Origin of the sequence: Variovorax sp. J31P179 (assembly GCF_030316985.1) — a bacterium.
Classification (GTDB): Bacteria; Pseudomonadota; Gammaproteobacteria; order Burkholderiales; family Burkholderiaceae_C; genus Variovorax; species Variovorax ginsengisoli_B.
Genome location: NZ_JASZYL010000001.1, coordinates 691,641 through 718,073 on the forward strand (window position 1 = coordinate 691,641; position 26,433 = coordinate 718,073).

The window sequence follows — 26,433 nt, forward strand, 5'->3', positions numbered from 1 at the left end:
ATGACCGCCCAGGCCCCCTCCATCGTGCTCGGCTGCATCGCCGACGACTTCACTGGCGCTACCGACCTCGCCAACAACCTGGTGCGCGCTGGTATGCGCGTGGTCCAGACCATCGGCGTGCCGCAGGCGCCGCTCGCGGCCGACGTCGACGCCGTGGTGGTGGCGCTGAAGTCGCGCACCATCCCGCCGGCGGAGGCAGTGGCGCAATCGCTGGACGCGCTGCGTTGGCTGCAGGCGCAGGGCGCGCGGCAGATCTACTTCAAGTACTGCTCCACCTTCGACAGCACGCCCGCCGGCAACATCGGGCCGGTCACCGAGGCGCTGATGGATGCGCTGCAATGCGACTTCACGATCGCCACGCCGGCCTTCCCCGACAACAAGCGCACCGTCTTCAAGGGCTATCTGTTCGTGGGCGACGTGCTGCTCGACGAGAGCGGCATGCAGAACCACCCGCTGACGCCGATGACCGATGCCAACCTGGTGCGGGTGCTGCAGGCCCAGACCCGGCGCAAGGTCGGCCTGATCGATCACGTGGCGGTCGCGCAGGGTGCCGAGGCTGTCGGTGCGCGCATCGCGCAGCTGCGCAGCGAGGGTGTCGCCATCGCGATCGTCGACGCGGTCTCCAACGACGACCTGCTGCGCCTCGGCCCCGCCTTGGCCGCGATGCCGCTGGTGACCGCGGGCTCGGGCGTGGCGATCGGCTTGCCGGCCAACTTCGGCATCGCACCGTCGTCGACCGCCAGTGCGCTGCCGGCGGCCGGCGGCCTGCGGGCCGTGGTGTCCGGCAGCTGCTCGCTGGCGACCAACCGGCAGGTGGCCGACTTCGTCGCCGCCGGGCGGCCGGCGCTGGCGCTCGATCCGCTGCAGCTCGCGGCCGGCGGCGACGCGGTCGGCCAGGCGCTGGCCTGGGCCGGGCCGCTGCTGCCGGAGGGGCCGGTGCTGATCTATTCCACCGCCGAGCCCTCGGCCGTGAAGTCGGTCCAGGGTCGCCTGGGTGTCGAGGAGGCCGGCGCCATGGTCGAACGCGCGCTCGCCGCGATCGCGCGTGGCCTGGTCGAGCGCGGCGTGCGGCAGCTGGTGGTCGCGGGCGGCGAGACCTCCGGCGCCTGCGTGCAGGCGCTCGGCATCGCCCAGCTCCAGATCGGCGGCCAGATCGACCCCGGCGTGCCCTGGTGCCACGCGGCAAGCGCGGCGGCCGGGGGAGCGGGCCTGCACATCGCGCTGAAGTCGGGCAACTTCGGCAGCGACGATTTCTTTTCCAAGGCCTTCGGCGCGCTGCGATGAACGAACACCGCGCCCGCGACGAAATCTGCCGCGTCGGCCGCAGCCTGTTCGAGCGCGGCTACGTGCACGCCACGGCCGGCAACATCAGCGTGCGGCTCGACGATGGCTTCCTGATCACGCCGACCGATGCCTGCCTCGGCTTCCTCGATCCGGCCAGGTTGGCGCGGCTTGACGGCAGCCTGCGCCAGACCCACGGCGACCGGGCCAGCAAGACCATGGCGCTGCACGCCCGCATCTATGGCGCCGCCAGCGCCTTCGATGCCGGCACGCGCTGCGTGATCCATACCCACAGCACCCATTGCGTGGCGCTCACGCTGCGCGAGACCGGTGGCGAGCTGCTGCCGGCACTGACGCCCTATTTCGTGATGAAGGTCGGCCGCGTGCCGGTGATCCGCTACCACCGCCCCGGCGCGCCCGAGGCTGCGGCACAAGTGGCCGAGGCGATCGAGCGCTACGGCGCCGCGGGCACGCCGATTCGTGCCGTGATGCTCGAGCGGCTCGGCCCCAACGTCTGGCAAGACACGCCGGCCGCGGCGATGGCGGTGCTCGAGGAACTCGAGGAAACGGCGCGGCTCTGGGCGCTTGCGCGCGCGGGGGGCGATCCGCCGAAACCGCTCGGCGAGGCCGAGATCAACGAACTGCGGCGCAGCTTCGGTGCCCGCTGGTAGCCGGTCCGCGACGCGTCGCTAGTGGACGAACATCTTCCGATGAAGGCGCCGCAACGACCACCAGATGCTCAGCGCGACGACGGGAATCGCCAGTGCGGCCGTTGTTTCAGGTGACAGCGGCCATCCGATCTTCTGGGCGCCCTTGGCCAGGTAGCTGACCAGGCCGACGATGTAATAGGTGATGGCGGCCACCGAGAGTCCTTCGACGGTGGCCTGCAACTTCAGTTGAAGGTCCTGCCGGCGGTTCAGGGCTTCGAGCAGGGCCTGGCTGCTTTGCTGCTGCTCGATCTCTACCCGGGTGCGCAACAGATTGCTCATCCTGGAGACCCGCTGGGACAGCGAGTCCTGCCGCCGGACCGCCCATTCGCAGGTCTTGCGCGCCGGCGTCAGGCGCCGCTCCATGAACTCGGCGATGCTCTGGAGTCCGTCCAGCCTGGCTTCGGCAATCTGCACGATGCGCTGGTCCAGCAATTCGAAATAGGCGCTGCTGGCGGAAAGTCTCGAATGCGTGGCCGCATGCTGGCTCTCGACCTCGCCGGCCAGGCGCGTGAGCCGGTCCAGCAGGGCCGGTTCGGCGTCACGCTCGGCGCTGCGGATGGCTTGCGCGAGCGCCGCCAGCTCGCCCTCCGCGCTGCCCAGCGCCTCGCCCGCTTGCCGCGCCGCCGGCAAGCCGAGCAGGGCTGCCATCCGGTAGGTCTCGATCTCGAGGATCCGCTGCACCAGCCGTCCGAGCCGGCGCGGCTGGAGCGCGTCGGCGAAGAGCAGGATGCGGGACGAGCCGTCCGCGTGGATGGCGAAGTCCGTGAACACCTGCGCCTGCTCGCCCGCCACGCTGGAACCCACCAGCGTCTGCTCGTTGAGCAAGTCCGCGACGCGGGCGTCGCCAGTGCTTCCACGTCCCGGGAATACCCACAGATCGAGGCTGCAGAGGCACTGCCCGGGAAGCCCGTGGAGCCAGTCCTGCGGCACGGCACCGATCGCACTGGCCGGCTGGCGAGGATGCTGCGCTTCGGCGGGTCCGGGCACCGTGAAGGTCCAGGTGACGAACTCGGTGTGCAGCTCCCAGCGCAGCCGGACCGATCCGAACTCGACCCGCAGGTGCGTGGTGGCGACGTCAGGGGGCGCCAGATGATGGTCGCGCAGAAGGCTCGCAAGATGGGCGCGGCTCTGCGCCCGCTGCTGCGCATCCGCCAGCATCACGATATGCGCGATGCCCAGGGCGCCGGTCAGCGCTTCCGGCGGCCGGGCATGGACTTCGTTGTGCAGCTCCACGCGTTGAGGATGCTGAATGACGCGGCTGTTGGATGGCATGGGCGACGAGCTCGAGACCTGGCGATGCGCAGTGCTGCGAGCTTAATGCCTGTGCGTCATGCCGAGGCGCGCCGCTCTGCCCTCACGATCAGGAGGAGGTCCGGCGGAGTGCCTTGTAGACGGCATCCAGCAACTTGTTCTCGGGATAGGGCTTCTGCAGAAAATCCACGGCGCCATCTCTGATGGCCTGGACCGCCGTCGGGATGTCGACGCTGCCGCTGATGAACACGATCGGCATGTCAATGCCCAACTGGCGCAGCCGCTGCTGCAGCGCGCGACCGTCCATTTGGCGCATGTGCAGGTCGAGGACCAGGCAACCCTGCCAAGTGGGTTCGAAGGCGGCCAGGAATTCGACCGCTGAACCGAAGGCCGCGACCGCGAGTCCGGCCGCGCTGACGAGTTCGCGAACGGAGTCGCGACAAGCCGCATCGTCGTCGATGACAAACACTGTGGGCTGGCTCACCTCTTCCCCCTCGAAGGCCGTGCTGGGCGCCCGCTTGCTCAGACCGGGCGCATTCTTGTTGCTCGAAGCGTTGTCAAGTTAGCCGAAATCCGAATGCGGCGACATTGGTCCTTGGTGCATCGCAGCCCGAGCTGACGTGTCTCCTCCACAGTGTTGATGAGGTTCCGGCGCACCGCCGGTGAATATCATCGGGTCCCATGGCAATATCCGCTTTTGCTGTCAAAGTGCCGTCGGCCGAGCCGCTCGTCGGCGACCTGCGGCAGCGCTTCGACGCGACGACGAAGCTGGGGGTGCCTGCGCACATCACGGTGCTTGTGCCGTTCATGGACCCTCGGCACATCACGCCTGCCGTGCTGGACCGAGCGCAACGCGCGTTGAATCGGGTCGCCGCTTTCTCTTTTTCACTGGGCAGGGTGGCGCGCTTCCCCGCGACCGCGTATCTCGCGCCGGACCCTCCCGAGCCGTTCGTCGCGATGACCAGGGCCCTCGTGGACACGTTCCCGGACTTTCAGCCTTACGAAGGGGAGCACGAAGGAACGGTTCCGCACCTGACGGTTGCCCATGGGGACCCCTCCGAGGCCGCTGCGGTCGCTGCAGAGTTGCAGGGGCGTCTGGATGCATGTGGCGCCGTCGAGGCGGATTGCGCCTCGGTCGTGCTGATTGAAAACTCGACGGGCCGCTGGAAAGACTTGCATGTCTTCCGCCTCTCGCCGTCGACGCAGACCGTGAAAGATTCCTCAAAATGACCCGTCGCGCCTGGCCCCGGCGTTCTCGGCCAGCGCCGCAGACAGGCATGCTACGGCTTCAGCACTTCCTCATCGTTCACCATTGAGCTTCCTTTTGTCGTTGCCGGCGTGACTCAATTCAACATCAGTGGCGTCAATTCATGATTACCTTCAGGCAGCTCGTTTTCCTTTGCCTGCTGTTCTTGTTTCAGGTCGCGGTATTCGGTTGGATCGAGTGGCGCTGGGGTGCACGGCGGATCGAATGGCGCAAGGTCCTGCTCGCGGACTTGGTTGCGGTCCTCTTCTTTGCCCTCGTCGTGCGGCAGGCAGCAGGCTACCTGAATGGCTGGACTGGCATCCGCGGCCCTTGGCCCGCAGCAATAGGCTCCTGGCCGCTCCCGGTGCGCCTGGTGCTGTACCTGTTGGTCGCTGATTTCGGCGCCTACTGGACCCACAGGCTGGTGCACCTCAAGCCTCTCTGGCGGGTGCACCGCTGGCACCATTCGCCGACCCACATGTACTGGCTGGCCGGCAGCAGAACCTCGATCCTCCAGCAAGCGATATTCAATCTTCCCTACATTTTTGCCAGTCCGATTCTCGGCGTGTCCCCATTCTGGCTGGCCAATGCGCTGTTCTTCTTCTATGCGACGACCAACGGCTGGATGCACCTGAACGTGAACTGGCGCCTGCGCGGCCTCGACTGGATACTGGTCACGCCGCAAAGCCATCACATCCACCACAGCGACGACCCGTCGCACTACGGAAGCAACTTCGGCGTTCTGCTTTCGATATGGGACAGGATGTTCCGAACATTCACCAGCCCGAAAGACCTGTCTCCCGACACGCTGAGGTTCGGCATTGGCGAGAAGGTCCCCGTCGCGAGGCTTGCCATCGGTCTCTAGGAAGCGTTGCCGACCGGGCACGCCCTCCCGAAGCTCGAAAGCGCGAAAGCGCGTACAGGTAGGATGCACGCATGGAATCCGCTGACGCCGCCACCTTCGATGAGTCCTATTACGCGCGCTACTATTTCGACAAGAAGACCAAGGTAGCCGACCCGCAGCACGTCGAACGCCTGGGTGCCTTCGTGAGCGCCTACCTGAAGTACCTGCGCGTCCCTGTCCGACGCGTGCTGGACGTCGGTTGCGGCGTCGGGCTGTGGCGGGATATCGTGGCCCGTCACTTTCCTCAAGCGAGCTATCAAGGCGTCGAGATCAGCGAATACCTGTGCGCCCGCTACGGCTGGGAACGCGGGTCGGTCGTGGACTACCAGGCTCAGGCGCCATTCGACTTCGTCATCTGCCAGGGCGTTCTGGCCTATCTGAGTCCTGTCGACCTCAAGCGTGCCCTGCGCAATCTCGGGACATTGAGCCAGGGCGCGCTCTACGTGGAGGCGGTGACGCTGGAGGACTACGAAAATGACATCGTCGACGAAGACCTCACGGACCCGCTCCTCTTTCGGCACCGCGCGGAGCTGTATCGGCAGGGGCTGTCGAGGAAGTTCAGGGGCTTGGGCGGTGGCCTGTGGCTCAGCCGACGGGCCGATGTGCCGCTCTTTTCGCTGGAATGTGCGGGGGAATGAGCGGTCATTGGCCAGCGGCCTACATGGGAAGCCGGCGCGCGCCGTCTTGAAGCCCCGTTGCGAGGACCGCCCAATGATCCGAACTCCGCCCGGCGGCACGCCGCTGGCCCCCCGTCGACCATGAACCATGACGCAGGCCTCGTGCTCCCGAACTCCCTGACCGCCGTTTTCGAGTCGCGCTGTACCGCGCACTCAGACCGTCTCGCCTACGTCTTCCTGAAGGATGACCTGTCCCCCGCTGAACATTTGAGCTACGGGGACCTGTCGATCGACTGCCACCGCCTGGCCGCCCGCCTGGGTGCGCTCGCCCGACCGGGCGAGCGCGTGCTGCTGGCCCTGCCGCCGGGTCTCGATTTCGTGCGTGCGTTCTGGGCCTGCGTGCTTTGTGGCTGCGTCGCGGTGCCGGTTCCGGCACCCGACCCGGTGCGGCTGCTGCGTTCGGCGCCGAGACTGCGCGGCATCCTCGAGGACACCGGCGCCGCGCTGGTATGGACCGCCGCCGACCTTCTCGACAGCGCGCGCCAGGTGCTCGAGCCGTCCCTGTTCGCCGCGGCGCGATGGATCTCGTCGGTCGAACTCGAGACGGCCGATCCCGGCATGCCTGGCCAGTTGCCGTTCGTCGATGCCGACGCATTGGCCTACCTCCAGTACACCTCGGGATCGACGCTTGCACCACGTGGCGTGCGCATCAGCCATGGGCAGGCGCTGGCCAATGTGCTGGCGCTCCACGTGGCGGGCCAACTCGACACCCATTCCCGCACGCTGACCTGGCTGCCGCACTTCCACGACTATGGGCTGGTCTGCGGGCTGCTGGTGCCCTTCCATGCCGGCGCCACCAGCTGGCTGATGTCGCCGCTGACCTTCCTGCGCCGACCGCTCAGGTGGCTCGAGGCCGTCGATGCCCTGCGCATCACGCACACCGGGGCGCCGATGTCGGCGTACGTGGCCTGTCTGCGGGCGCTCGCCGGTGCGCCGCTGGCCTGTGATCTTTCGTCGCTGGTGTCGCTCAGCTGCGGCGCCGAGCCGCTGCGTGCCGATGCGATCGAGCGGGTTCTCGACGTGTTCGGTGCCGCCGGCCTGCGTCCCGAAGCCTTCATGCCCGCCTACGGCATGGCCGAGACGGTGCTGGGCGTCACCTTGTCGACGACCCACCGGCCGCCGCGCATGTTGGTGCTCGATGCCAATGCGCTCCAGCAGGACCGCGTCCTGCCGGCGCGGTGCGACGGCGCAGGGGCCGTCCGCATCGTGGGTTGCGGCCTGCCGCTCATGCATACCACGCTGCGCATCGTCGACCCGGCGACCGGGGTCGTGGCAGCGCCCGACGCGGTGGGCGAGATCTGGGTGCAGTCGCCCAGCGTCGGCCAGGGCTATTGGCGCCAGCCGGAGCTGACCGAAGCCGGCTTCGGCGCGCGCCTGGCCGGTGTCGACGGGCCCTTCCTGCGCACCGGCGACCTCGGCTTCATGGCCGACGGCGAACTCTTCGTCACGGGCCGGCTGAAAGACCTGGTGATCGTCCACGGCGGCAACCACTACCCGCAAGACATCGAGTGGACGGCCGAGCATGCGCACCCGGCGCTGCGGCCCGGCTACGGTGCCGCCTTTTCGGTCGAGACGCACGATGGCGAGGCGCTGGTGCTGGCGCTCGAGACCGAGCGCCGCACCGGCGACGATGCCGCGCAGGCCGCAGCGGCCGCAGTGCGCCGTGCCATCGGCGAGGCGCACGGCCTGCCGGTCGAGGCGGTGGTGCTGGTGCGCTCCGGCTCGCTGCAGCGCAGCTCCAGCGGCAAGATCCAGCGGCGCGCCATCCGGCAGCGCTACCTTGACGGAACGCTCGACGTCCAGGCCGTCTTTGCACGGGAAGCGACGCCGCCAGGCGCCGACGACGCGGCCGACGAGGGCCGCGCGACGACGATGCACTCGATGCCGCGCGCCGCCGCCGAACAGGAGGTCTGGGAGATCTGGCGCGAGGTGCTCGACACCACCGCCTTCGGCGTGCATGAGAATTTCTTCGAGCTGGGTGGCACGTCGCTGCTGATGGCGCAGGTGGCCTCGCGCGTGAGCCAGCAGCTCGGGGTCGAGCTGCCGCTCGCGGCGTTGTTCGACCACACCAGCGTGGCGGCGCTCGCCGACCATGTCACACGCCTGCAGGCCGAGCATGGCGGCGTTGCGCCGGTGGTGCCTGTGGCCATTGCGCGCATGCCGCGTGGCGCGCCGCTGCCGGTGTCGCTGTCGCAGCGGCGCATGTGGGTCATCCAGCAGTTCGATCCGGCTTCCACGGCCTACAACGTCGCGGTCTCGCTGCGAATCCGCGGTGCGCTCGATGTGGCGCTGCTGCAGCGCGCGTTCGACTTCATGGTCGAGCGCCACGAAAGCCTGCGCACGCGCCTCGTGCTCGACGGCGTCGAGCCGATGCAGCTCATCGAACCGACGGCGCATGCACCGATCGAACGGATCGACCTGGCTGCATGCCCCGACCGGCTGGCACGCGCCCGCGCGCTGCTGGCCGAGCGGCTGGACAGGCCTTTCGCACTCGACCGCGCGCCGCTTCACCATGCCACGGTACTGCGACTGGGCGCGAGCGACCACGTGCTTCTTTGGGTGATGCACCATGCCATCGCCGACAACTGGTCCTTCGCCGTGCTGATGCGCGAGGCGCTTGGCGCCTATGCGGCGTGGAAGGAAGGCCGAGCGCATGCGCTGGATCCGGTCCCGATCGAGTACGCCGACTACGCCGCGTGGCAGCGCAGCCCTGCGTCTGTGGCGCAGCGCGTGCCGCAGATGGACTACTGGCGCGAGCGGCTCGCGCACCTGGCGCCGCTCGACCTGCCGACCGATTTCGTGCGGCCGCTGCGCCCCAGCTTCCACGGCGCACGGGTTTCCGCCATGGTGCCGGTCGGCTTGCGCACCGCCATCCGCAGGTACGGCGCACGGGCTTCGGCCACGCCCTTCGTCGTGCTGCTCGCGGCCTTCAAGCTGATGCTCGCGCGCCAGGCGCGCAGCACCGATATCGCCGTCGGCACGCCGGTCGCCAACCGCCACCGCTTCGCTGCCGAGCACCTGGTCGGCACGCTGGTCAATACGCTGGTGATGCGCACCGACCTCGGTGGCGACCCGAGCTTCGACACGCTCGTGCAGCGCGTGCGCGCCACCGCCATCGAAGCCTATGCGCACCAGGAAGCGCCCTTCGACGAGCTGGTCGAGTCGCTCGGACACGATCGCACCGTGCACGCCGAAGGACTGGTGCGCGTGCTCTTCAACGTGCTGAACGCGCCGCTCGGCCGGCTCGACCATGCCGGCCTGGAGGTGGAGGAATTCCCCTTCGACCGCGCCACAGCGCAGTTCGACCTGTCGGTGCACATCGACACCGAGTTCACGCACCGCGTGCACTTCGAGTACTCCACCGACCTCTACGCGCATGCCACCGTCGAACGCATGCTCGAGAACTACCTCGCGCTGGTCGAGCGGCTGCTCGCCACGCCGTCGCTGCCGCTGTCGCAGATCCCGATCGTCTCGCCGGCCCAGCAGGCCATGCTGCGCAACGGCTGGAACGCCACGGAGCGTCCGTTGCCTCCGGCCCAGGTGGTGCATCTGTACCTGAGTGGGGCCCGAGCGGTCGCCGACGACGCGGTGGCGGTGGTCGACGCGCGGGGCGCCATGCTCTCGTTCGGCGAACTCGAAGCCCGCGGCAATGCCCTCGCGCGCTCGCTGCGTGCTCGCGGCATCGGCCGGGGCCACCGTGTGGGCCTGGGTGTCGCCCGCGACGCCGGCCTGCTGGTGGCGCTGCTGGGCGTGCTCAAGTCGGGCGCGGCCTACGTGCCGCTCGACCCGGGGTTTCCGGAGGAGCGCCTGCGTTTCATGGCCGCAGACGCCGGCCTGTCGGCACTCGTCACGCGCGGCGTGCCGGCAGAGTGGCTCGCCTCCGCCGGCGTGCCGGTGATGGCGCTCGACATCGACTGCAGCCTGGCGCCGGAGCAGGGCGAGGCGCTGGCGCCCGATGCGTCGCAGGATGCCGGTCCGCTGGACCCGGCCTACCTGATCTACACCTCGGGCTCGACCGGCCAGCCCAAGGGCGTGGCTGTGCCGCACCGTGCGGTCGTGAACTTCCTGGCGAGCATGGCCCGGGAGCCGGGACTCGACGCCGGCGATCGCCTCGTCGCGGTCACGACGCTGTCCTTCGACATCGCGGTCCTCGAGTTGCTGCTGCCGCTGGCGGCCGGCGCGCGCGTCGTGCTGGCCGACGCGGCGCAGGTGCAAGACCCGCATTCGCTGCGGGCCCTGATCGCGCGCGAGCGCGCGACCGTCATGCAGGCCACGCCGACGCTCTGGCGCATGCTGCTCGGTGCCGGCTGGCGTCGCCCCGAAGGGGTACCGCACTTCAAGGCGCTGGTCGGTGGCGAGGCGCTGCCGGTCGCGCTGGCCGAGCAGTTGCTCGACAGCGGGGTCCAACTCTGGAACATGTACGGGCCGACGGAGACCACCGTGTGGTCCAGCGTGTGGCGCGTGACGGCGCCGCGCGACGGCATTTCCATCGGCCGGCCCATCGACAACACCGACATCCAGGTGCGCGACGCCGGCGGCCAGCTCTGCCCGATCGGCGTACCCGGCGAGCTTTGCATCGGCGGCGCGGGCGTGTCGCTCGGCTACCACCGTCGCGATGAACTCACTGCCGACCGCTTCCCGCCCGACCTCGACAGCCAGGAGCCGGGCGCGCGCTACTACCGCACCGGCGACCTGGGTCGCTGGCGCCATGACGGCTGGCTGGAGCACCTTGGACGGCTCGACCGGCAGGTGAAGCTGCGCGGCCTGCGCATCGAGCTGGGCGAGATCGAGGCCGCACTGCACGACCATTCGGCGGTGGCCGAAGCGGTTGTCGCAACCCATTCGCAGAGCGAGGACGACGTGCGCCTAGTGGCCTACATCGTCCCGCGCGGTGAGGCGCCCGACCCGACCGTGCTGCGCGACCATCTGCGCACCCACCTGCCCGAGTACATGCTGCCGCAGCACTTCGTGACGCTCGACGGCCTGCCGCTGCTGCCCAACGGCAAGATCGACCGGAATGCCTTGCCGCCGCCTCGGGTCGACCCGAGGCCGGCCAACCACGCCGAGCGTGCGGCCCCGAGCACGCCTGTCGAGTGCGCCATCGCCGAGGTCTGGTGCGAACTGCTCGGGGTCGACAACGTCGACCTGCGCGACAACTTCTTCGACCTGGGAGGCCATTCGCTGCTGGCGATGCGCGCGGTGATGGCCATCCGCGAGCGCCATGGCTGGCGGATCCAGCCGCCGCGCTTCGTCTACGAGACGCTGGGGCAGCTGGCCCGCGAGGAGAACCTCGACGCTGGCGAGGCCGCCCGGCGCGGCTTCGAACAGACGGCGAAGTAGCGCAGACCTTGGGCCATGGGCGCTACAGTGCGCCCATGACTGACGCGACCACTCTCCCTTCCGACCTTCGAGCCGCCATGCGCGAACGCGACGAAGCCTTCTATGCCGCAGATGCGGCGCAGTGGGGCAAGTACACCGCGAACGACTTCACGACTGTCCAGCAGAACGGCCAGTTCATGTCTCGGTCCGAACGGATCGGCAACCTTCAATCGCAGAAGCAGCGGCCCTATGTACCGCGCGAGCGCGAGCAACACGTACAGCAGGGCGACCTTGTGGCCACTCGCTTTTTCAGCGGCGGGCTGTGGGTCGTGGAGGTCTGGAAGCGCATCGACGGTGCATGGGCCACCGTCATGACGCAAGCCACCACGGCGACCGCCAACATGCCCTGACCCTGCGTCGGCGGCTCAGGCGGCTTGCCGGCCTGTCTCAGGCGCTGCGAACGTCGGGGTCTGCCCGACTGTAGCCTGTGCGATCGTCGGGCACCTCCGCGTCGATGAGCTGGCGCATCCGCGCCGTGATGGCCGCGCCGAGCGCCTGCGCCTCGTCCGCTCCGGCGCTCGCCGGATGGCCGAAGCTGACCCTGGCGACCAGGCCCCGGTAGCGCGGCAGCGCCACCTGCAGTGCCGCAGCGAGCTTTTCCTTGTCGCGTGCCGTGCGGCGCAGCCGCGTGAGCGGATGCCGCTGGGCGGCCGGCGAGATGACATGGCTCACCAGCGCGGGCACGAACCGCGTGGCCGGTGCCAGCCGGGCGAACAGGGCATAGCTGCCGGACCAGTTCCGCAACGACGCCGTGGCCCGCTGCGCACCGAAGGTGGCGGGGTCGGGCTCGATCTCTCCGGCAGGGAAGGTCAGCAGGGCGCCGCCTTCGTGCAAATGCCGGGCGGCGGCCCGAATGACGGCCATCCGCCCGCCATCTTCATCATCCGGCAGGAAGATCAGCTGCCGCGCGACGTTCGGCAGGGCGCGAAGAAATGGCCGATCCGCCGCGATCACCCGCAGGTCGGGACGGCACGCGAGACTGGTGAAGAGTGCGACCGTGTCGGTCATGCCCGGATGGTTCGCCAGGATGACCACCGGGCCTTGCGTCGGAACATGTTCCAGCCCCGAGGTGACGAGGCCGGCGGTCATCCGGTCCATCAGCCAGGTGCTGCCCTGCGCGAGGCCATGCTCGCCGACCCGGGTGTCGAACTCGTGCGCCGTCCGGGCGAAGCGGCGGGCCGCGGGCCGCAACAGGTGGCGCAACGGCGTGCCGCGCAGGCGCGGCAGGCCGATCGCATCCAGCAGGTCGAGGATGTTGAGTTCGGTCAGGGTCTCGACCCATGGCGACGAGGCGGCGGTCATCTGACTACATCCTACGCACATGCCGGACCGACCGGCGGCTGCGCCGGGCGGGTCAGGACTTCGTCGCCAGTTCGCCGGCGCCGCCGAGCGCCTTCGACACCGCCACCAGCCCCAGCGCCAGCCGGCTCGTGCTCTCGGTGTACTCGCGCTGTGCCTGCAGCCAGGTGCGCTGGGCGTCGAGCTGCACCAGGAAGTCGGTCAGGCCATGGTCGTAGCGCACCCGGGCCAGCTGCAGCGCGTCGCGGCTGCTGCGTTCGCGCTCGGCGAGCTGCACGTTGCGCAGCCGCTCGGCCGTGTAGGCGCTCAGGGCATCGTCGATCTCGTGCCAGGCCTTCAGCACGGTCTGCTGATAGCTCACTGCCGCTTCCTGCTGCTGCAGCTCGCGCAGGGTCACGGTGGCGCGGCGGCGGCCGCCGTCGAAGATCGGCACCTGCAGGCTGGGACCGATGGACCATTGCCGGCTGCCCCAGTCGGCGAAGCGGTCGCCATCGACCGACTGGAAGCCGAAGCCCGCGCCGATGGTGATGCGCGGGTACAGGTCGGCCACCGCCACGCCGATGTTGGCGGTGGCGGCGTGCAGCTGCGCCTGGGCGACCTGGATGTCGGGCCGGCGCAGTGCCATCTCCGAAGGCAGGCCCAGCGAAAGGTCGGGCAGGGCGGCGGCAGCGGCCGCATCGGACGGGGCCGCGAGCTGCGAATGCAGCGCACCGGGCCGGTCGCCGAGCAGCAGCGTGATCTGGTTGACGGCCAGCGCTTCCTGGGCCAGCAGCTGCGGCAGGCGCGCCCGCAGATCGGCCGCCTGCGCGCTCTGGCGCGTCACGTCGAGGTCGGTCGTCAGGCCGCCGTCGGCGCGGGCCTTGACCAGGTCCAGGGTCTCCTCGGAGGCGGCGATGTCGTCGCGGGCGATCTTGATCTGGTGCTGCGCCGCACGCAGCTCGAAGTAGCGGCGCGCGACCTCGGCCTGCACGCTGAGCTGCACCTGGGCGAGCAGGGCCTGCGAGGCGCTGACGTTGGCGTCCGCGGATTCGACCGCGCGCCGAATGCGGCCCCAGAGGTCGAGCTCCCACGAGGCATCGAAGCCGGCCTGGTAGAAGTAGTGCGGCTCGCTCAGCACCTGGATCAGTTGTTCCTGGTTGGGCGGATTGATGGCGTCGAGCAGCCGCCGGGTCTCGCCGTTCTCGCTCTGGCGCAGCCGGCTCACGCCGGCGCCGGCGTTGATCTGCGGGGCTTTCTGCGATTCGACGACGCTGCGCTGTGCGCGGCTCTGCAGGAAGCGCAGCGCGGCGGTCTGCAGGTCGGCGTTGGCGGCCAGCGCGCGCGCCTCCAGCGCATCGAGCACCGGGTCGCCGAACATCGTCCAGCCGGCGGGCGGCGGCGTGTCCGTGCGCGCCTGCGGCGGGATCAGCGCCGGCGAGCCGCCGTGCCAGGCGGCGAAGCTCGGCGGCGCCGCGGGCGTCTCGGGCTTGAAGTCGGGGCCGACCGCACAACCGGCCAGCGCCAGCGCCGCCAGCCAGGCCGCGCAGTACGGGGAGCGAAGAGAGCGCGTCATGTCGATGTCCTTGGAAGCTTCAGACCAGGCGATGGCGGAACAGCCAGGCGGCCAGCGGCAGGGTGATCGCCGCGATGATGAAAAGCGGGATGAGGTTGTGCCAGACCGTGAGCAGCCCGACGCCCTCGAGGTACACCCGCTGCACGAGATCGATGGCGAAACGCAGCGGGTTGGCCAGCGTCGCGATCTGCAGTGCGCGCGGCATGTTGCTCACCGGGGTGGTCAGGCCCGACAGCAGCATCATCGGCATGATCAGCACGAAGGTGTAGAGCATCGCCTGCTGCATGTTGGCCGACACGGCCGAGATCGACAGCCCGATGCCCACGCTGGCGACCGTGAAGAACACCAGGCCGGTGTAGAGCGTGACCAGCGACCCGGCCATCGGCACCCTGAACCACAGCAGCGTCACCAGCAGCACCAGGGTGGACTGCACCAGCCCGATGAACACCGGCGGCACCGCCTTGCCGATCATGATCTCGGTCGGCGAGAGCGGCGTGACGAGCAGCTGGTCGAAGGTGCCCTGCTCGCGTTCGCGCGCCACCGACAGCGCGGTCAGCAGCAAGGTCTGGATCATGCTGAGCGCGGCGATCATGCCCGGCATGAAGTTCCAGCGCGTCTCCAGGTTCGGGTTGAACCAGGCACGGGATTCGATCCGCACCGGCGCCTGCGCGCCGCCATGCCGCTGGCGCCACTCGGCGTTGAAGGCCTCCACGACGGAGCCGACGAAGCCCGCCGCCGAGCCGGCGGTGTTGGAGTTGCGCGCGTCGAGGATGAGCTGGATGGGCGCCTGCTCGCCGGCGTCGAGCTGCTGCTCGAACCGCGGCCCGATCTGGATGACGACCAGCGCCTCCTGGGCGTTGACGATGGGCGCGATCTGGACCGGCGAATCGAGCGTGGCGGCACGCCGGAACACGCCCGTCCCGTCGAGCTTGGCGATCAGGGCGGTCGATGCGCCGCTGCGGCTCTGGTCGAGCAGCGCGTAGTCGACATGCGTCAGGTCGTAGGTGGCGGCGTAGCCGAAGAGCAGGCTCTGCATGAGTGCCGGAACGACCAGGATCACGCGGCTGGAGGGGTCCTTGAGGATGACCAGCAGTTCCTTGCGGCAAAGGTGCGCCACGCGCCGCAGGAATTCGATGAATGAGCCGTTCATGGTCGTTGTCCTTCAGTCCAGCTTCTTGCGCGTGACGAAGCGCGCCACACCGAGCAGCACCACCGCATAGGCGAGCAGGATGGCGCAGTTGCGCAGGATCAGCGGCCACACGTTTCCTGCGAGGAAGAGCGTGCGGATCAGCTCCATGAAGTAGGTCGCCGGCAGCACCTGCCCGACGATGCGGACGGCCGTCGGGACGTTGCGCAGGTCGAACAGGAAGCCCGACAGCATCAGCGACGGCAGGAAGCTCGAGATCAGCGCCACCTGGCTGGCGAGAAACTGGTTGCGCGTGACGGAGGAGATCACGAGGCCCACGGCGACGGCGACGATCAGGTAGAGCATCGCGCTGATGACGATGACGGCGAGCGAGCCGTACATCGGCACCTCGAACAGGAAGCGTGCCGCCACCAGGCACAGCAGCAGGCCGGCCATGCCGATGCCGAAGTACGGGATGATCTTCGCCAGCAGGATCTCCACCGGCCGCACGGGCGTGACGAACAGCGACTCCAGCGTGCCGCGTTCCCATTCGCGCGCCATCACCAGTGCGGTGAGGAAGGCGCCGACCAGCGTCATGATGAGCACGATGAGCCCCGGCACCAGGTACCACGTGCTGTCGTTGGCCGCGTTGAACCACATGCGTTGCTCGATCGTGACCCTGCCGATGCCCGGCGGCGTGCCGCCGCCGGCGCGGTCCGCCACGCGCAGGGCATCTTGCGCCAGCGCGCTGCTCGCATAGCGCAGCACGATGGTGGCCTTGCCCGCATCGGCGCCATGCACGATCAGCTGGATGCTCGCGTCGCCCGCCGCGAGCCGGCGCGAGAAGTCGCCCGGCACGCGCACGATGCCGTCGACCTTGCGCTGGTGCATGAGCGCCTCGGCCTGGCGCATCGATGTCAGCATGACCGGCGAGATGTAGGGCGTGAGCTGCAGGCCCGATACCGCCTGCACCGCGGTGGGAGAGGTGTCTTCGAGCACCACCGCGATCGGCGCGTTCTTGACGTCGAGCGAGAGCCCGTAGCCGAAGATCAGGATCAGCAGGATGGGCAGCAGGATGCCGATCGCCAGGCTGCTGGGGTCGCGCATCAATTGGCGGGATTCCTTGCGCGTGAGCGCGATCAGCCGGGGCCAGAAGCGGCTGCGCGGCGCGTCGGGCTGCGGCTGGGCAGGTGCGGTCATGCGCTGGCTCCTCGCAGGGGCGTGGCCGGTGCCCGGTCGCGCGCCGCCGGCGTGGATCTCTGGCCGGCTTCGCGCGCATGCCTGACGATGTCGATGAAGGCGTCTTCCATGCTGAGCCGGCTGTCGGCCGGGCTGCCGGCCTGCACGCGCACCTCCCGCGGCGTGCCGATGGCGAGCAGCTTGCCGGCGTCCTGGATCACGATGCGGTCGCAGTACTCGGCCTCTTCCATGAAGTGGGTGGTGATGATCACGGTCACGCCGCCAGCGGCCAGCGCCGTGATGCGCCGCCAGAACTCGCGCCGTGCCAGCGGATCGGTGCCGCTGGTGGGCTCGTCCAGGAACAGGATCTCGGGTTCGTGCAGCAGTCCGGTCGCCATCGCCAGGCGCTGCTTGAAGCCGCCGGGCAGCTGGCCGCTGGTGGCGCCCTCCTGGCCGACCAGGTCGAACTGGCGCAGCACGGTCCGGATGCGATCCTGCAGACGGTCGCCGCGCAGGCCGTAGGCGCCGCCGAAGAATTGCAGGTTCTCGGCCACCGTGAGATTGCCGTAGAGCGCGAACTTCTGCGAGACGTAGCCGATGCGCGCCCGTGCCTGGGCACGGGCGGTGCGCAGGTTGACGCCGGCCACCTGCAGGAAGCCGCTGCTGGCCGGCAGCAGGCCGCAGAGCATCCGGAAGGTGGTGGTCTTGCCGGCGCCGTTGGGGCCGAGCAGGCCGAATATCTCGCCGCGGCGAACGTCGAAGCTGGTGCTCGCCACGGCGGTGAAGTCGCCGAACTTGCGCACCAGGTCTTTCACCTGGATGACGACTTCGGCCGTGTCGGCGGCGACGGGCTGCGTTGCGGGCTGCGGGTGCTCGCCGGGGGCGGCCTGCTGCGCGCGCAGCAGCACCATGAAGCCGTCCTCGAGGCGCGCCGCCACCGGCTGGGCCGGTGCGCCGGCCAGCAGCACGTCGACCGCTCCGGCCGGCGCATCGGGCCGCCGGATGAAGCGCACTTCGCCGCCTTGCGGCACGGCGTCGATGATCGATGCGGGCGCGTCGAGCAGGCGGGCCTGCAGCGTTCGCGGCGCGGTGCCCGTGGGCGGCATGGCGACGAAACAGAGATCACTCGCGTTGTCGCGGATCTCGCCGGGCGAGCCTTGCGCGATGAGCTTGCCGCCATGCAGCACGAAGACCTGGGCACAGCGCTCGGCCTCGTCGAGGTAGGCGGTGCTGACGAGCACCGACAGATGTTCTTCGTCGACCAGCTGCTGCACGATCTGCCAGAGCTCGCGCCGCGACAACGGGTCGACGCCCACCGTCGGCTCGTCGAGCAGCAGCAGCGCCGGCGAGCGCACCAGCGTGCAGGCCAGCCCCAGCTTCTGCTTCATGCCGCCGGAGAGCTTGCCGGCGGGGCGCGCGGTGAAGCGGCCGAGATCGGTCATCTCCATCAGGCGGGCGTAGCGCGCTTGCCGCGCGGCCCGCTCGACGCCGTGCAGGTCGGCGTAGAGGTCGAGGTTCTCCTGCACGCTGAGGTCTTCGTAGAGGCCGAAACGCTGCGGCATGTAGCTGATGCGGTCCTGCACCGCCTGCGGATCCTTCGCGACGTCGATGCCGAGCACCTGCAGCGCGCCTTCGTCGGCCCGCATCAGGCCGGCGGCCAGGCGCAGCAGCGTGGTCTTGCCGGCGCCGTCCGGGCCGACCAGCGCGGTGAGGGTTCCGGCCGGCACTTCGAGCGACACGTCGTCGAGCGCGCGCACCGGGGCCGCCACGCCCTTGATCTGGAAGCGCTTGTGCAGGCCTCGGCCCGCGAGCGCCGGCCCGGTGCCGGCCATCAGGGCCTGCTCCCCGCGTTCGTCGAGCCCGCGTCCAGCGCGAGCCGCACCGTCACGGGCATGCCGAGGCGCAGCCGGTCGCCCGGGTCGTCGGCCAGCACCCGGATCTCATAGACCAGGCTGCTGCGCAACGCTTCGGTCTGCACGGTCTTGGGCGTGAACTCGGCCACCGACGAGATGTAGCCGACCTTGCCGCCCAGCGGCTCGCCGGGGTGGCTGTCGGTCGCCAGCGTGGCGGCCATGCCGGGCCTGATCCGGCCCAGGTCGGCCTCGGTGACATACGCCCGGACCCACTTGGGATCGGTGATCGCGAGCGTGAACACAGGGCGCTGCGGCGACGCCATGTCACCGGGCTCCATGAGGCGCGCGCGCACCACCGCATCGATCGGCGCGACCAGCCGCGCTTCCTGCAACTGGTGCCGCAGCACCGCCAGGCCGGCGGTGGCCACATCGAGCTGCGCCTGGGCCTGCGCGATGTCTTCCTTGCGCGGGCCGGTGACCACCAGCTGCTGCGCCTTGCGTGCGTTCTCCAGTTGCGCGTCGGCGACCTTTCGGCGCGCCTGCGCGGCGTCCAGGTCCTGCTGGCTGACGGCGCGGCCGGCGGTGGTCTGGCGGATGCCCTGCATCCGCTCGAGCTGCTGGCGGGCCAGCTCGGCGTCGGCCTGTGCGGCGGCAACCTGGGCGCGCGACTGCGCCACCTCTTCGGGACGGCTGCCGGCCTTGAGCCGCTGCAGCACCTGCGCCTGGCTGGCGATCTGGGCCTCGGCCTGGGCCGCCTGCAGCTGCAGGCTGCGGGTGTCGAGCTCGCCCAGCACCTGCCCGGCCGTCACGCGGTCGCCTTCCTGGACCGAGAGCCTGGCGATGCGCTCGCTGCCATTGAAGGCCAGAGAGACCTGGCGCAGATCGACATTGCCGTAGAGCACGAGCTGGTGCGGATCGGCTGGCTGGCGGTTGAAGTACCAGATGGCGAACGCGCCCGCAGCGAGGAGGGCGACGGCACCGGCAACGAGGGGTTTCTTGTTCATGGGCGGCTCTCGGATGAGTGGCCTGATGATATCAAATTCAAATTCAAATTCAAACTTATTTTGAAGGGTGCGGACTGCTTGCCGCCCGCCGGGCCGGCACAGGTGGATTGCTGCCAAATTGCGTGAACTATGTCAATGTGGAGAGCGTTAACTTCCCGCGCCGGCCGGATCGGCGCACCGACTTCTCTTAAAGTCCAGCCAAAGGCAACGACGTTCGGAACAAGCCCGGGGAATCAGCCCCGCGCGCCCCGCGAAGCCCTTCATGACGTTCAAGAAACTCCGGATCACCGGGCCCGGGGCTGTCCCCTACCAGCTCGGTCAGCCCATGCATGTGTACGACGCCAACGTTCTGCTGGGAACGCTGGATCCCGTGCCCGTGGCCAATGGCGGAACGGAAATCCACATCGAGCATTTCCAGCCGACCCGGGTCGTGCGGGACGAACAGCGGCATGTCGGGCGGCTGGTGTTCCTCGAGATCTGCGCCTTCGTCTCCGAGCACTTCCATCAGGTGCAGGCGATCAGCTTCGCGTTCACCCGCGACGTCAGCATCCTCGGCGGCGGCGTCCAGCAGGCCGCCGCCCGCATCGAGACCATGGACCGCATCGGCGCCATCAACGTCCAGATCCGGCCCAAGGCCGATGCGCTGCCGGGCCAGTTCGTCGTCACCGGCGTCTGGGCCTACAGCGAGTCCAGCATGGCGGCGCTGCGCGTCGTGCTCGAAGAGCAGCGCGCCCTCTATCGCGATCGCCCGATGGCCATCGGCGTGGCGGACAAGCCGGGTGTGCGGGCGGCGCTGCGGCGCCTGATCTCGCGGCGCAGCGGGTAGGGCGAACAGGCCCTCAGCGTCCTACGCCGAATGACGTCGGCGTCGCCCCACTTCGGCGTATTGACGCCCCGGCCAGCCCGGCAATACTCGGTGCCAGGCGACCCAAGGGGGATTTCCATTGAATCCAGCCCGCATCCTCACGCTTCTGGCGCTGCTGCCCCTGGGCTGCGGCCTGGCTGGACACGCCCTCGCCGGCGAGCTGCGCGGGCGGGTGGTGTTCGCGGGCCCGGCACCGGCGCCGGTCAAGGTGCCGGTCACGATCGACCAGTACCTGTGCGGCAACGAGAAACCCGCCGACGACCTGCAGTTGTCCGCCGCCAAGGAGATCCGCAACGCGGTGGTCTGGATCGAGACGCCACCGCCCGGCGCGCCGCTGCCGCCTCGCACCGAGAAGGTGGAACTCGACCAGAAGGGCTGCACCTTCGTGCCGCGGGTCGTGGTCGTGCCGGTCGGCGGCACGGTGGATTTCCTCAACAGCGACCGGCTGCTGCACAACATCCACGCGACGCCGAAGCGCAACGTGTCGTTCAACCGCACGCAGCCCATGGGGCGGACGATCCCGGTCACCTTCGCCGAGCCCGAGATCGTGCGCATCAACTGCGACCTGCATGCCTGGATGGTGGCCTGGGTGGTGGTGGCGGCGCACCCCTACTATGCGGTCACGGGCGCCGACGGGCGCTTCGCCTTCGACAAGCTGCCGCCGGGACCCTACAAGCTGCAGATCTGGCACGAGCGCCTCGGCATGGTGCCGGCCAGCGTGACGGTCGGCGACCAGCAGCCGGCGCAGGTCACGGTCGAGATGAAGCCGCGCTGAGCGGCCCGGCACAGGTTCTCAGGGCAGCACGCTGATCTTCTTCGACGCCTCCCAGGCTGCGGAATGGGTGGGCTCGGCCACCGCGCGCAGCGAGCCGCCCTCGTCGAGTGCCACCGTGAAGGTCACGGTCGGTGCCGAATACACCGGGTGCAGGTAGGCGCGCGCGATTTCCACCGAGTCCTTGTAGAGCGCGATGTAGCGCACGAAGTGCTCCTGCAGCGAGGGGTGCTGCGAGCCGACGCCGACGTTCACCGTCACGTTGAACCAGGCACCGCGCCGGACGCTGTCGGGCGCGGTGATCTTCGGCGTGTGCTTGGGGTCGACGGCGGTGTGGATCTGCCGGAACTCCGGCGTGAACTGCTGCGCCTGGTCTTCTTCGGCCCGTGCGGGCGCATAGGCGGCGAGCAGCCCCAGCAGCAGCAGCATGTGGCCGCCACCGGCGGCCGTGCGGATGGTCTTCGTCATGCGACCTCCCTGGCGTTGGCCTCAGAGACCCGGCAGGAACTGCTTCACCATGGCGAGCAGCGCGCTCGGGCTGTAGGGTTTGGCGAGATAGCTCGCGGCACCCGCCTGCATCGCTTTCTCGCGGTCGCCGCTCAGGGCGTACGAGGTGATGACGATGATCGGGATGTGGCGCGTCGGCGCCTCGGTGGTCAGGAGGCGGGTGGCATCGAGTCCCGACATCTTCGGCAGTTGCACGTCCATCAGGATCAGGTCGGGCAGCTCCTGCCGCGCCAGGGCGACGCCGGTCTCGCCGTCGCCCGCCTCGATCAGGCGGCAGGGCGATCGGCTGAGCAGCTGCCGCACGATCTTGCGGTTGTACTCGTTGTCCTCGACGTAGAGGATCTTGCGCTCGCTCATGAACCGCCTTCCCCCGCGCGCAGCGGCACGGAAAACATGAACCGGGAGCCCTTGCCCAGTTCGCTCTCGACCCAGATGCGGCCGCCCAGCCGCTCGACGAACTTCTTCGAGATGCTGAGGCCCAGCCCGGTGCCGCCGAACTCCCGCGTGATGGTGGTGTCGACCTGGCGGAACTCGGTGAAGATGTTGTCGAGCTCGTGGGCCGCGATGCCGATGCCGGTGTCGGCGACGCAATAGACCAGCTGGTCGCCGACCTGCTCGACGGCGATGTCGACGCTGCCCTGGCGCGTGAACTTCAGCGCGTTGCCCGCCAGGTTGGTCAGGCACTGGGTGAGACGGCCGCTGTCGCCGCGCGCCACCGGCAGGTCGTCCGGCACATGGGCCGTGAACGCCAGGCCCTTCTCGGCCGCGATCGAGCGCAGCGAGCTGCGCACCGTGTTCACCACGTCGCCGACCGAGTAGTCCTCGAGTGCGACTTCCATCCGGCCGGCCTCGATCTTCGACAGGTCGAGCACGTCGTTGATGAGCCGCAGCAGGTTGCGTCCGTTGACCTGGATGTCGGTCAGCGGTTCCTTCAGCACCTCCGGCACCTCGCCATAGATGCCGTCGATCATCATCTCGCTGAAGCCGAGGATCGCGTTCATGGGGGTGCGCAGCTCGTGGCTCATGTTGGCCAGGAACTCGCTCTTGGCCTGGCTGGCGCGCGACAGCTGCTCGTTGAGGTCCACGAGCTTGGCGGCGGCCTGCCGCTGGGAGTCGTCGAGACGATGCAGTTGCTGGCTCATGTGGTTCATCCGGTCGGCGAGCGTTCCGAATTCGTCACGGTTGGGGACCGAGATTTTGCGCCCGAAGTTGCCCGCCGCGACATCGTCCAGATAGCCATGGGCCGCGCGCACCGGCAGGATGAACGACCACGAGATCACGAAGCCGCAGAGCCAGGCCAGCAACACGGCGCTGACCGCGAACACGCAGGTCAGCACCAGCGCGCGGCGGTTGGCGGCGTCGACACTGTCGCGCAGGCGCGCCATCCGGTTCTGCTCCGCGTCCACCAGCTGGCCCATGCGCTGCGCGATCTCGGCGTCGAGGCGCTCCTCGCGCTGCAGCAGCTCGCCCGTGATGTCCGCCAGCTTGCCGTCGCGGATCGCGTTGGCGATGTCGGCCACCACGCCCATGGCGTCGTCCTGCGAAGCGCGGATCTGGTCGATCAGCCCCTTCTGGCCCGCGGTCGCAGCGGTGTCGAGCTTGGCCAGGGTCTCGTTGAAGCGATTGTTCTCGCGCAGTATCCGCTCGATCGAGGCCTCGTCCTTCGACAGCAGCGCCAGCGCCGTGAAGTGCATCTGCCGGCCCAGCGCGTACTGGCTCTGCTGCGACCAGCTGACCCGCTCGTGGGCCTGGTCGAGCAGGCGGCTCTGGGCGGTGGTGTTCAGGTGCAGCAGCAGGCTGGCGACCGCCATCGCGATGAACAGCAGCGTGATGATCAGGAAGGCGACCAGCAGCTTGGTGTGGACCGAGGCCCGGACGTGCGCGACCCGCAGCACCAGCCAGGCAAATGGTGACCGCTTGAGCACGCGCGTAACAAGCTGTTCAAGTTTGATGGCCAGGCCTCCGCTGCGCAGGCCGCATCGCCTTGTGGATCGGGTGCGAAGCCGCTACAGTTTTTGCTCAGGGAGAACCGACGGTGAGAACCCCCCCACGCATCCTCATCGTCGACGACAACGCGACCAACGTCAAGATTCTGCAGGCACGCCTCGGCAGCGAGGGCTACGAGGTGGTCTCGGCCGCCGACGGCGAAGAGGGCCTCGCCGCCGCCCGGACCCTGGCACCCGACCTGATCCTGCTCGACCTGATGATGCCCAAGATCGATGGCATCGAAGTCTGCAAGCGGCTGCGTGCCGATCCCGGCTTTCCGTTCACGCCGATCATCATCGTCACCGCCATGGCCGACCTGAAGGACGTGGTGGCGGGGCTCGAGGCCGGCGGCGACGAATACCTGACCAAGCCGGTGGACCACGCCGCCCTCGCGGCGCGGGTGCGCTCGATGCTGCGCATCAAGGCCCTGCACGATGAGGTCGAGGGTCTGGTGGCGCAGATGAAGGGCTGGAACGCCACGCTCGAGCAGCGGGTGGCGACCCAGGTCGCCGAGCTCGAACGGGTGGGCCGGCTGCGGCGTTTCTTTTCGCCGCAGCTGGCCGAGGCGATCGTCAGCGGCGGCGCCGAGGACCCGCTGCAGAGCCATCGGCGCGAGATCACGGTGGTGTTCCTCGACCTGCGCGGCTTCACCGCCTTCGCCGAGATCGCGGAGCCGGAGGAGGTCATGGGCGTGCTGCGCCAGTACCACGGCGCGGCCGGCGAACTGATCCTCGCCCACGAGGGCACGCTCGAGCACTTCACGGGCGACGGCATGATGATCTTCTTCAACGACCCGGTTCCGGTTGCCGACGCCGCCGAGCGCGCGGTCCGGATGTCGCTGGCGATCCGCGAGCGCATCGGATCGCTGGCCGACGCGTGGCTGCGGCGCGGTTATTCGCTCGGCCTGGGCATCGGCATCGCCCAGGGCTTCGCGACACTGGGCGCGATCGGCTTCGAAGGGCGCTGGGACTACGGCGCGATCGGCACCGTGACCAACCTCGCCGCGCGGCTGTGCGGCGAAGCGGCGAGCCACCAGATCCTGATCTCTCGCAAGGTCCATGCGCAGCTCGAACCGATGCTCGAGGTCGACCCGGTGCCGGCGCTGAACCTGAAGGGCTTCCAGCGCCCGGTCGACGCCTTCAGCGTGCGCGGCATCAAGTCCTAGAGAAACTCCTCGTCGACCAGCTTCGAGAGCAGCGACAGGCGCAGGCGGTTGCCCCATGTCAGGCTCGGCTCGGCCTGGTGCACGATCTCCTGCGCGCCGCCTTGCGACACCCATTGCAGCCGATTCCCGGCGCCCAGGCTGCGCACCTGGTAGCTCTGGGCCTGACGGTCGCGCTGCAACAGGCTCGCGACCTGGCCGGCCAGCTCGGCGCTGTCGACGACCAGGCCCATCTCGGTGTTGGAATGGGCCGAGCGGCGGTCCATGTTCATCGAGCCGATCGAGAGCCATCGCCCATCGACCACGGCGAGCTTGGCGTGCAGGCGGCCCAGCGAGCCCCGGGGGCCGTCGGCAGCCTCGTGCGCATCGCCGTCGTCGGGCATCAGTTCGTAGAGCGCGACGCCCATGTCGAGCAGCGCGGTGCGATAGCGGGCATAGCCGAAATGCGCCAGCGGCTCGTCGGTGGTCGCCAGCGAGTTGGTGATGAGCGAGACCCTGACCTGCTCGCCGGTGGCGCGTTGCAGCACGTCCAGGGTGCGGCGGCCGGGCACGAAGTAGGGCGACGCGATCAGGACGTCGGAGTGCGCCGCCTGCAACAGCGCGAGCTGGCCTTCCATGACCGGGCCGTCGACCTGTGCGGCGGTGTCCTCGTCGATCTTTCGGGGGGAGTCGGCCAGCACGCGCACGGCGGCCGGGTGCAGCGCGACGTGGCCGGCGGCCAGCTGGTCGCCGACGCTGCTCTGGTCCAGCGGGTCGCGCGCCGTGACCGGCCGCCCGGTCGCGCCGGCCGCGCGCACGTGGTCGTCGAAATTGCGGCGGGCGGCCGCCTGCGTGGCGGTCGGCGACGCCAGCGCTTCGATCGGATAGGCGTGCCGGCTGTTCCAGTAGGCATCGAACACCGCCGCCAGCTCGCGCACCACCGGGCCCGCCGACAGAACGTCCATGTCGATGAAGTTGACCGGCCCGCTGCGGCCGAAGTAGTCGTCGCCGATGTTGCGCCCGCCGCTGATCGCGAAGCTGCTGTCGGCGATGAACAGCTTGTTGTGCATGCGCCGATTGATGCGCGAGAACTCGTGGGCGGAGAACAGCACCCGCCCGCCGACGCTGCCTTCGCGCACCGGCAACGGATTGAACAGGCGCAGCTCGACGTTCGGCCGCGCCGCGAAGCCCGCCAGCAGGGCGTCCTGGCCGGCCGCCTGCAGGTCGTCGACCAGCACCCGGACCCGCACGCCGCGGCCCGCGGCCTCGCACAGCGCGGCCAGGAATTCGCGCCCGGAGGCGTCGTCGGCAATCTGGTAGTACTGGACATCGATCGACCGCTCGGCGGCGTGGGCCAGCGCGATGCGGGCCTCGAAGGCCTGGTCTCCGACCGGCAGCAGGCGCAGGCCGGAGCGCCGGTCGGCGTCGGCCGGCACGGCCTCGGCGGCCAGCGCCGCCAGCCGGGTGTGGTCGACATCGGAGCGCGCCATCGACACCGGGCGCTCGACCTCGGCGGGCAGACTGGCGCAGGCCGTCAGCACCGCGCACCACCCCAGCAGAGACAGCACCAGGGCGGCGACGCCCATGGCACGCACCCGGCGCAGCGAAAGATGCTTGATCGAGGCGGTCATGGAGGCTTAATCTAGGGAAGGGCGCCCGTTCCGGCGAGTGCGCATTGCGCCGCGCCGGTGTGACAAAAGT

Annotated in this window: 22 protein-coding genes; 10 read left to right on the forward strand and 12 right to left on the reverse strand. The window is 69.3% G+C overall.

From position 1 onward, the window contains the following. Positions 1-1,284, forward strand: coding sequence for a 3-oxo-tetronate kinase (otnK, locus tag QTI17_RS03325; RefSeq protein ID WP_286530980.1), 1,284 nt, complete (start codon positions 1-3; stop codon positions 1,282-1,284). Further along, the gene (locus QTI17_RS03330; RefSeq protein ID WP_286530981.1) at positions 1,281-1,952 is read left to right on the forward strand and encodes a class II aldolase/adducin family protein; all 672 of its coding nucleotides are present in this window, start codon (positions 1,281-1,283) and stop codon (positions 1,950-1,952) included. Before otnK ends, QTI17_RS03330 begins: the two co-directional genes overlap by 4 nt. Positions 1,953-1,970: 18 nt before the next feature. Here QTI17_RS03330 and QTI17_RS03335 read toward each other — a convergent pair whose 3' ends face one another. Then, positions 1,971-3,263, reverse strand: coding sequence for a DUF3422 family protein (locus tag QTI17_RS03335; RefSeq protein ID WP_286530982.1), 1,293 nt, complete (start codon positions 3,261-3,263; stop codon positions 1,971-1,973). Between the two features lie 88 nt (positions 3,264-3,351). Continuing rightward, positions 3,352-3,711, reverse strand: coding sequence for a response regulator transcription factor (locus QTI17_RS03340; protein WP_286530983.1), 360 nt, complete (start codon positions 3,709-3,711; stop codon positions 3,352-3,354). Positions 3,712-3,923: 212 nt separating this feature from the next. Between QTI17_RS03340 and QTI17_RS03345 the strand changes: the two genes are divergently transcribed. The 5 genes from QTI17_RS03345 to QTI17_RS03365 all read left to right on the forward strand — a co-directional run bounded on the left by QTI17_RS03345 (position 3,924) and on the right by QTI17_RS03365 (position 11,798). Further along, complete coding sequence (locus QTI17_RS03345; protein WP_286530984.1) at positions 3,924-4,472, forward strand: 2'-5' RNA ligase family protein; 549 nt, start codon at positions 3,924-3,926, stop codon at positions 4,470-4,472. Positions 4,473-4,612: 140 nt separating this feature from the next. Then, positions 4,613-5,353 (forward strand): sterol desaturase family protein, encoded by a 741-nt coding sequence (locus QTI17_RS03350; protein ID WP_286530985.1) that lies wholly within the window; start codon positions 4,613-4,615, stop codon positions 5,351-5,353. A gap of 71 nt (positions 5,354-5,424) precedes the next feature. Then, positions 5,425-6,030 (forward strand): class I SAM-dependent methyltransferase, encoded by a 606-nt coding sequence (locus QTI17_RS03355; protein WP_286530986.1) that lies wholly within the window; start codon positions 5,425-5,427, stop codon positions 6,028-6,030. Between the two features lie 120 nt (positions 6,031-6,150). Then, a complete protein-coding gene (locus tag QTI17_RS03360; protein ID WP_286530987.1) occupies positions 6,151-11,409 on the forward strand; it encodes a non-ribosomal peptide synthetase in 5,259 nt (1,752 codons plus the stop codon). Positions 11,410-11,486: 77 nt separating this feature from the next. Continuing rightward, positions 11,487-11,798, forward strand: a complete 312-nt coding sequence (locus QTI17_RS03365; protein ID WP_286530988.1) for a nuclear transport factor 2 family protein — start codon at positions 11,487-11,489, stop codon at positions 11,796-11,798. 37 nt (positions 11,799-11,835) lie between these two features. On the opposite strand, the gene QTI17_RS03370 is transcribed toward QTI17_RS03365, so the two are convergent. The 6 genes from QTI17_RS03370 to QTI17_RS03395 are packed head-to-tail and all read right to left on the reverse strand — an operon-like array spanning position 11,836 to position 19,461. After that, positions 11,836-12,750 (reverse strand): 1-acyl-sn-glycerol-3-phosphate acyltransferase, encoded by a 915-nt coding sequence (locus QTI17_RS03370; protein WP_286530989.1) that lies wholly within the window; start codon positions 12,748-12,750, stop codon positions 11,836-11,838. Positions 12,751-12,802: 52 nt separating this feature from the next. Then, entirely contained in the window at positions 12,803-14,299 is a 1,497-nt protein-coding gene (locus tag QTI17_RS03375) for an efflux transporter outer membrane subunit (RefSeq protein WP_286530990.1), read from the reverse strand. 19 nt (positions 14,300-14,318) lie between these two features. Next, positions 14,319-15,449: an ABC transporter permease gene (locus tag QTI17_RS03380; protein WP_286530991.1), complete on the reverse strand. Its 1,131-nt coding sequence runs from the start codon at positions 15,447-15,449 to the stop codon at positions 14,319-14,321. 12 nt (positions 15,450-15,461) lie between these two features. Continuing rightward, a complete protein-coding gene (locus QTI17_RS03385; protein WP_286530992.1) occupies positions 15,462-16,625 on the reverse strand; it encodes an ABC transporter permease in 1,164 nt (387 codons plus the stop codon). Further along, positions 16,622-18,436: an ATP-binding cassette domain-containing protein gene (locus QTI17_RS03390; RefSeq protein WP_286530993.1), complete on the reverse strand. Its 1,815-nt coding sequence runs from the start codon at positions 18,434-18,436 to the stop codon at positions 16,622-16,624. The genes QTI17_RS03385 and QTI17_RS03390 overlap by 4 nt, the downstream gene beginning before the upstream one ends. Next, positions 18,436-19,461, reverse strand: coding sequence for an HlyD family secretion protein (locus QTI17_RS03395; protein WP_286530994.1), 1,026 nt, complete (start codon positions 19,459-19,461; stop codon positions 18,436-18,438). The genes QTI17_RS03390 and QTI17_RS03395 overlap by 1 nt, the downstream gene beginning before the upstream one ends. A gap of 262 nt (positions 19,462-19,723) precedes the next feature. Between QTI17_RS03395 and QTI17_RS03400 the strand changes: the two genes are divergently transcribed. Beyond that, positions 19,724-20,287 carry a hypothetical protein gene (locus QTI17_RS03400; protein WP_286530995.1) on the forward strand — a complete coding sequence of 188 codons (564 nt, stop codon included), beginning with the start codon at positions 19,724-19,726 and terminating at the stop codon, positions 20,285-20,287. 118 nt (positions 20,288-20,405) lie between these two features. Beyond that, positions 20,406-21,101: a carboxypeptidase regulatory-like domain-containing protein gene (locus tag QTI17_RS03405; protein WP_286530996.1), complete on the forward strand. Its 696-nt coding sequence runs from the start codon at positions 20,406-20,408 to the stop codon at positions 21,099-21,101. Between the two features lie 18 nt (positions 21,102-21,119). Here QTI17_RS03405 and QTI17_RS03410 read toward each other — a convergent pair whose 3' ends face one another. The 3 genes from QTI17_RS03410 to QTI17_RS03420 are packed head-to-tail and all read right to left on the reverse strand — an operon-like array spanning position 21,120 to position 23,530. Further along, the gene (locus tag QTI17_RS03410; RefSeq protein ID WP_286530997.1) at positions 21,120-21,566 is read right to left on the reverse strand and encodes a desulfoferrodoxin family protein; all 447 of its coding nucleotides are present in this window, start codon (positions 21,564-21,566) and stop codon (positions 21,120-21,122) included. Positions 21,567-21,587: 21 nt separating this feature from the next. Then, positions 21,588-21,962 carry a response regulator gene (locus tag QTI17_RS03415; protein WP_286520415.1) on the reverse strand — a complete coding sequence of 125 codons (375 nt, stop codon included), beginning with the start codon at positions 21,960-21,962 and terminating at the stop codon, positions 21,588-21,590. Next, on the reverse strand, positions 21,959-23,530 hold the full coding sequence (locus QTI17_RS03420) for a sensor histidine kinase (protein ID WP_286530998.1): 1,572 nt from the start codon (positions 23,528-23,530) through the stop codon (positions 21,959-21,961). Before QTI17_RS03420 ends, QTI17_RS03415 begins: the two co-directional genes overlap by 4 nt. A 110-nt stretch (positions 23,531-23,640) precedes the next feature. On the opposite strand from QTI17_RS03420, the gene QTI17_RS03425 reads away from it, so the two are divergent. Next, the gene (locus tag QTI17_RS03425; protein WP_286530999.1) at positions 23,641-24,756 is read left to right on the forward strand and encodes an adenylate/guanylate cyclase domain-containing protein; all 1,116 of its coding nucleotides are present in this window, start codon (positions 23,641-23,643) and stop codon (positions 24,754-24,756) included. On the opposite strand, the gene QTI17_RS03430 is transcribed toward QTI17_RS03425, so the two are convergent. After that, positions 24,753-26,363, reverse strand: coding sequence for a phospholipase D-like domain-containing protein (locus QTI17_RS03430; RefSeq protein ID WP_286531000.1), 1,611 nt, complete (start codon positions 26,361-26,363; stop codon positions 24,753-24,755). The genes QTI17_RS03425 and QTI17_RS03430 overlap by 4 nt on opposite strands. Positions 26,364-26,433: the final 70 nt, after the last annotated feature.

What these genes read in the sequence shown, in the direction of transcription:
- QTI17_RS03370 (WP_286530989.1), bottom strand. Translation starts at nt 12,750, where the DNA reads ATGACCGCCGCCTCGTCGCCATGGGTCGAGACCCTGACCGAACTCAAC.
- QTI17_RS03335 (WP_286530982.1), bottom strand. Translation starts at nt 3,263, where the DNA reads ATGCCATCCAACAGCCGCGTCATTCAGCATCCTCAACGCGTGGAGCTG.
- QTI17_RS03360 (WP_286530987.1), top strand. Translation starts at nt 6,151, where the DNA reads ATGAACCATGACGCAGGCCTCGTGCTCCCGAACTCCCTGACCGCCGTT.
- QTI17_RS03380 (WP_286530991.1), bottom strand. Translation starts at nt 15,449, where the DNA reads ATGAACGGCTCATTCATCGAATTCCTGCGGCGCGTGGCGCACCTTTGC.
- QTI17_RS03330 (WP_286530981.1), top strand. Translation starts at nt 1,281, where the DNA reads ATGAACGAACACCGCGCCCGCGACGAAATCTGCCGCGTCGGCCGCAGC.
- QTI17_RS03350 (WP_286530985.1), top strand. Translation starts at nt 4,613, where the DNA reads ATGATTACCTTCAGGCAGCTCGTTTTCCTTTGCCTGCTGTTCTTGTTT.
- QTI17_RS03410 (WP_286530997.1), bottom strand. Translation starts at nt 21,566, where the DNA reads ATGACGAAGACCATCCGCACGGCCGCCGGTGGCGGCCACATGCTGCTG.
- QTI17_RS03390 (WP_286530993.1), bottom strand. Translation starts at nt 18,436, where the DNA reads ATGGCCGGCACCGGGCCGGCGCTCGCGGGCCGAGGCCTGCACAAGCGC.
- QTI17_RS03430 (WP_286531000.1), bottom strand. Translation starts at nt 26,363, where the DNA reads ATGACCGCCTCGATCAAGCATCTTTCGCTGCGCCGGGTGCGTGCCATG.
- QTI17_RS03415 (WP_286520415.1), bottom strand. Translation starts at nt 21,962, where the DNA reads ATGAGCGAGCGCAAGATCCTCTACGTCGAGGACAACGAGTACAACCGC.
- QTI17_RS03375 (WP_286530990.1), bottom strand. Translation starts at nt 14,299, where the DNA reads ATGACGCGCTCTCTTCGCTCCCCGTACTGCGCGGCCTGGCTGGCGGCG.
- QTI17_RS03365 (WP_286530988.1), top strand. Translation starts at nt 11,487, where the DNA reads ATGCGCGAACGCGACGAAGCCTTCTATGCCGCAGATGCGGCGCAGTGG.
- QTI17_RS03385 (WP_286530992.1), bottom strand. Translation starts at nt 16,625, where the DNA reads ATGACCGCACCTGCCCAGCCGCAGCCCGACGCGCCGCGCAGCCGCTTC.
- QTI17_RS03395 (WP_286530994.1), bottom strand. Translation starts at nt 19,461, where the DNA reads ATGAACAAGAAACCCCTCGTTGCCGGTGCCGTCGCCCTCCTCGCTGCG.
- QTI17_RS03400 (WP_286530995.1), top strand. Translation starts at nt 19,724, where the DNA reads ATGACGTTCAAGAAACTCCGGATCACCGGGCCCGGGGCTGTCCCCTAC.
- otnK (WP_286530980.1), top strand. Translation starts at nt 1, where the DNA reads ATGACCGCCCAGGCCCCCTCCATCGTGCTCGGCTGCATCGCCGACGAC.
- QTI17_RS03345 (WP_286530984.1), top strand. Translation starts at nt 3,924, where the DNA reads ATGGCAATATCCGCTTTTGCTGTCAAAGTGCCGTCGGCCGAGCCGCTC.
- QTI17_RS03355 (WP_286530986.1), top strand. Translation starts at nt 5,425, where the DNA reads ATGGAATCCGCTGACGCCGCCACCTTCGATGAGTCCTATTACGCGCGC.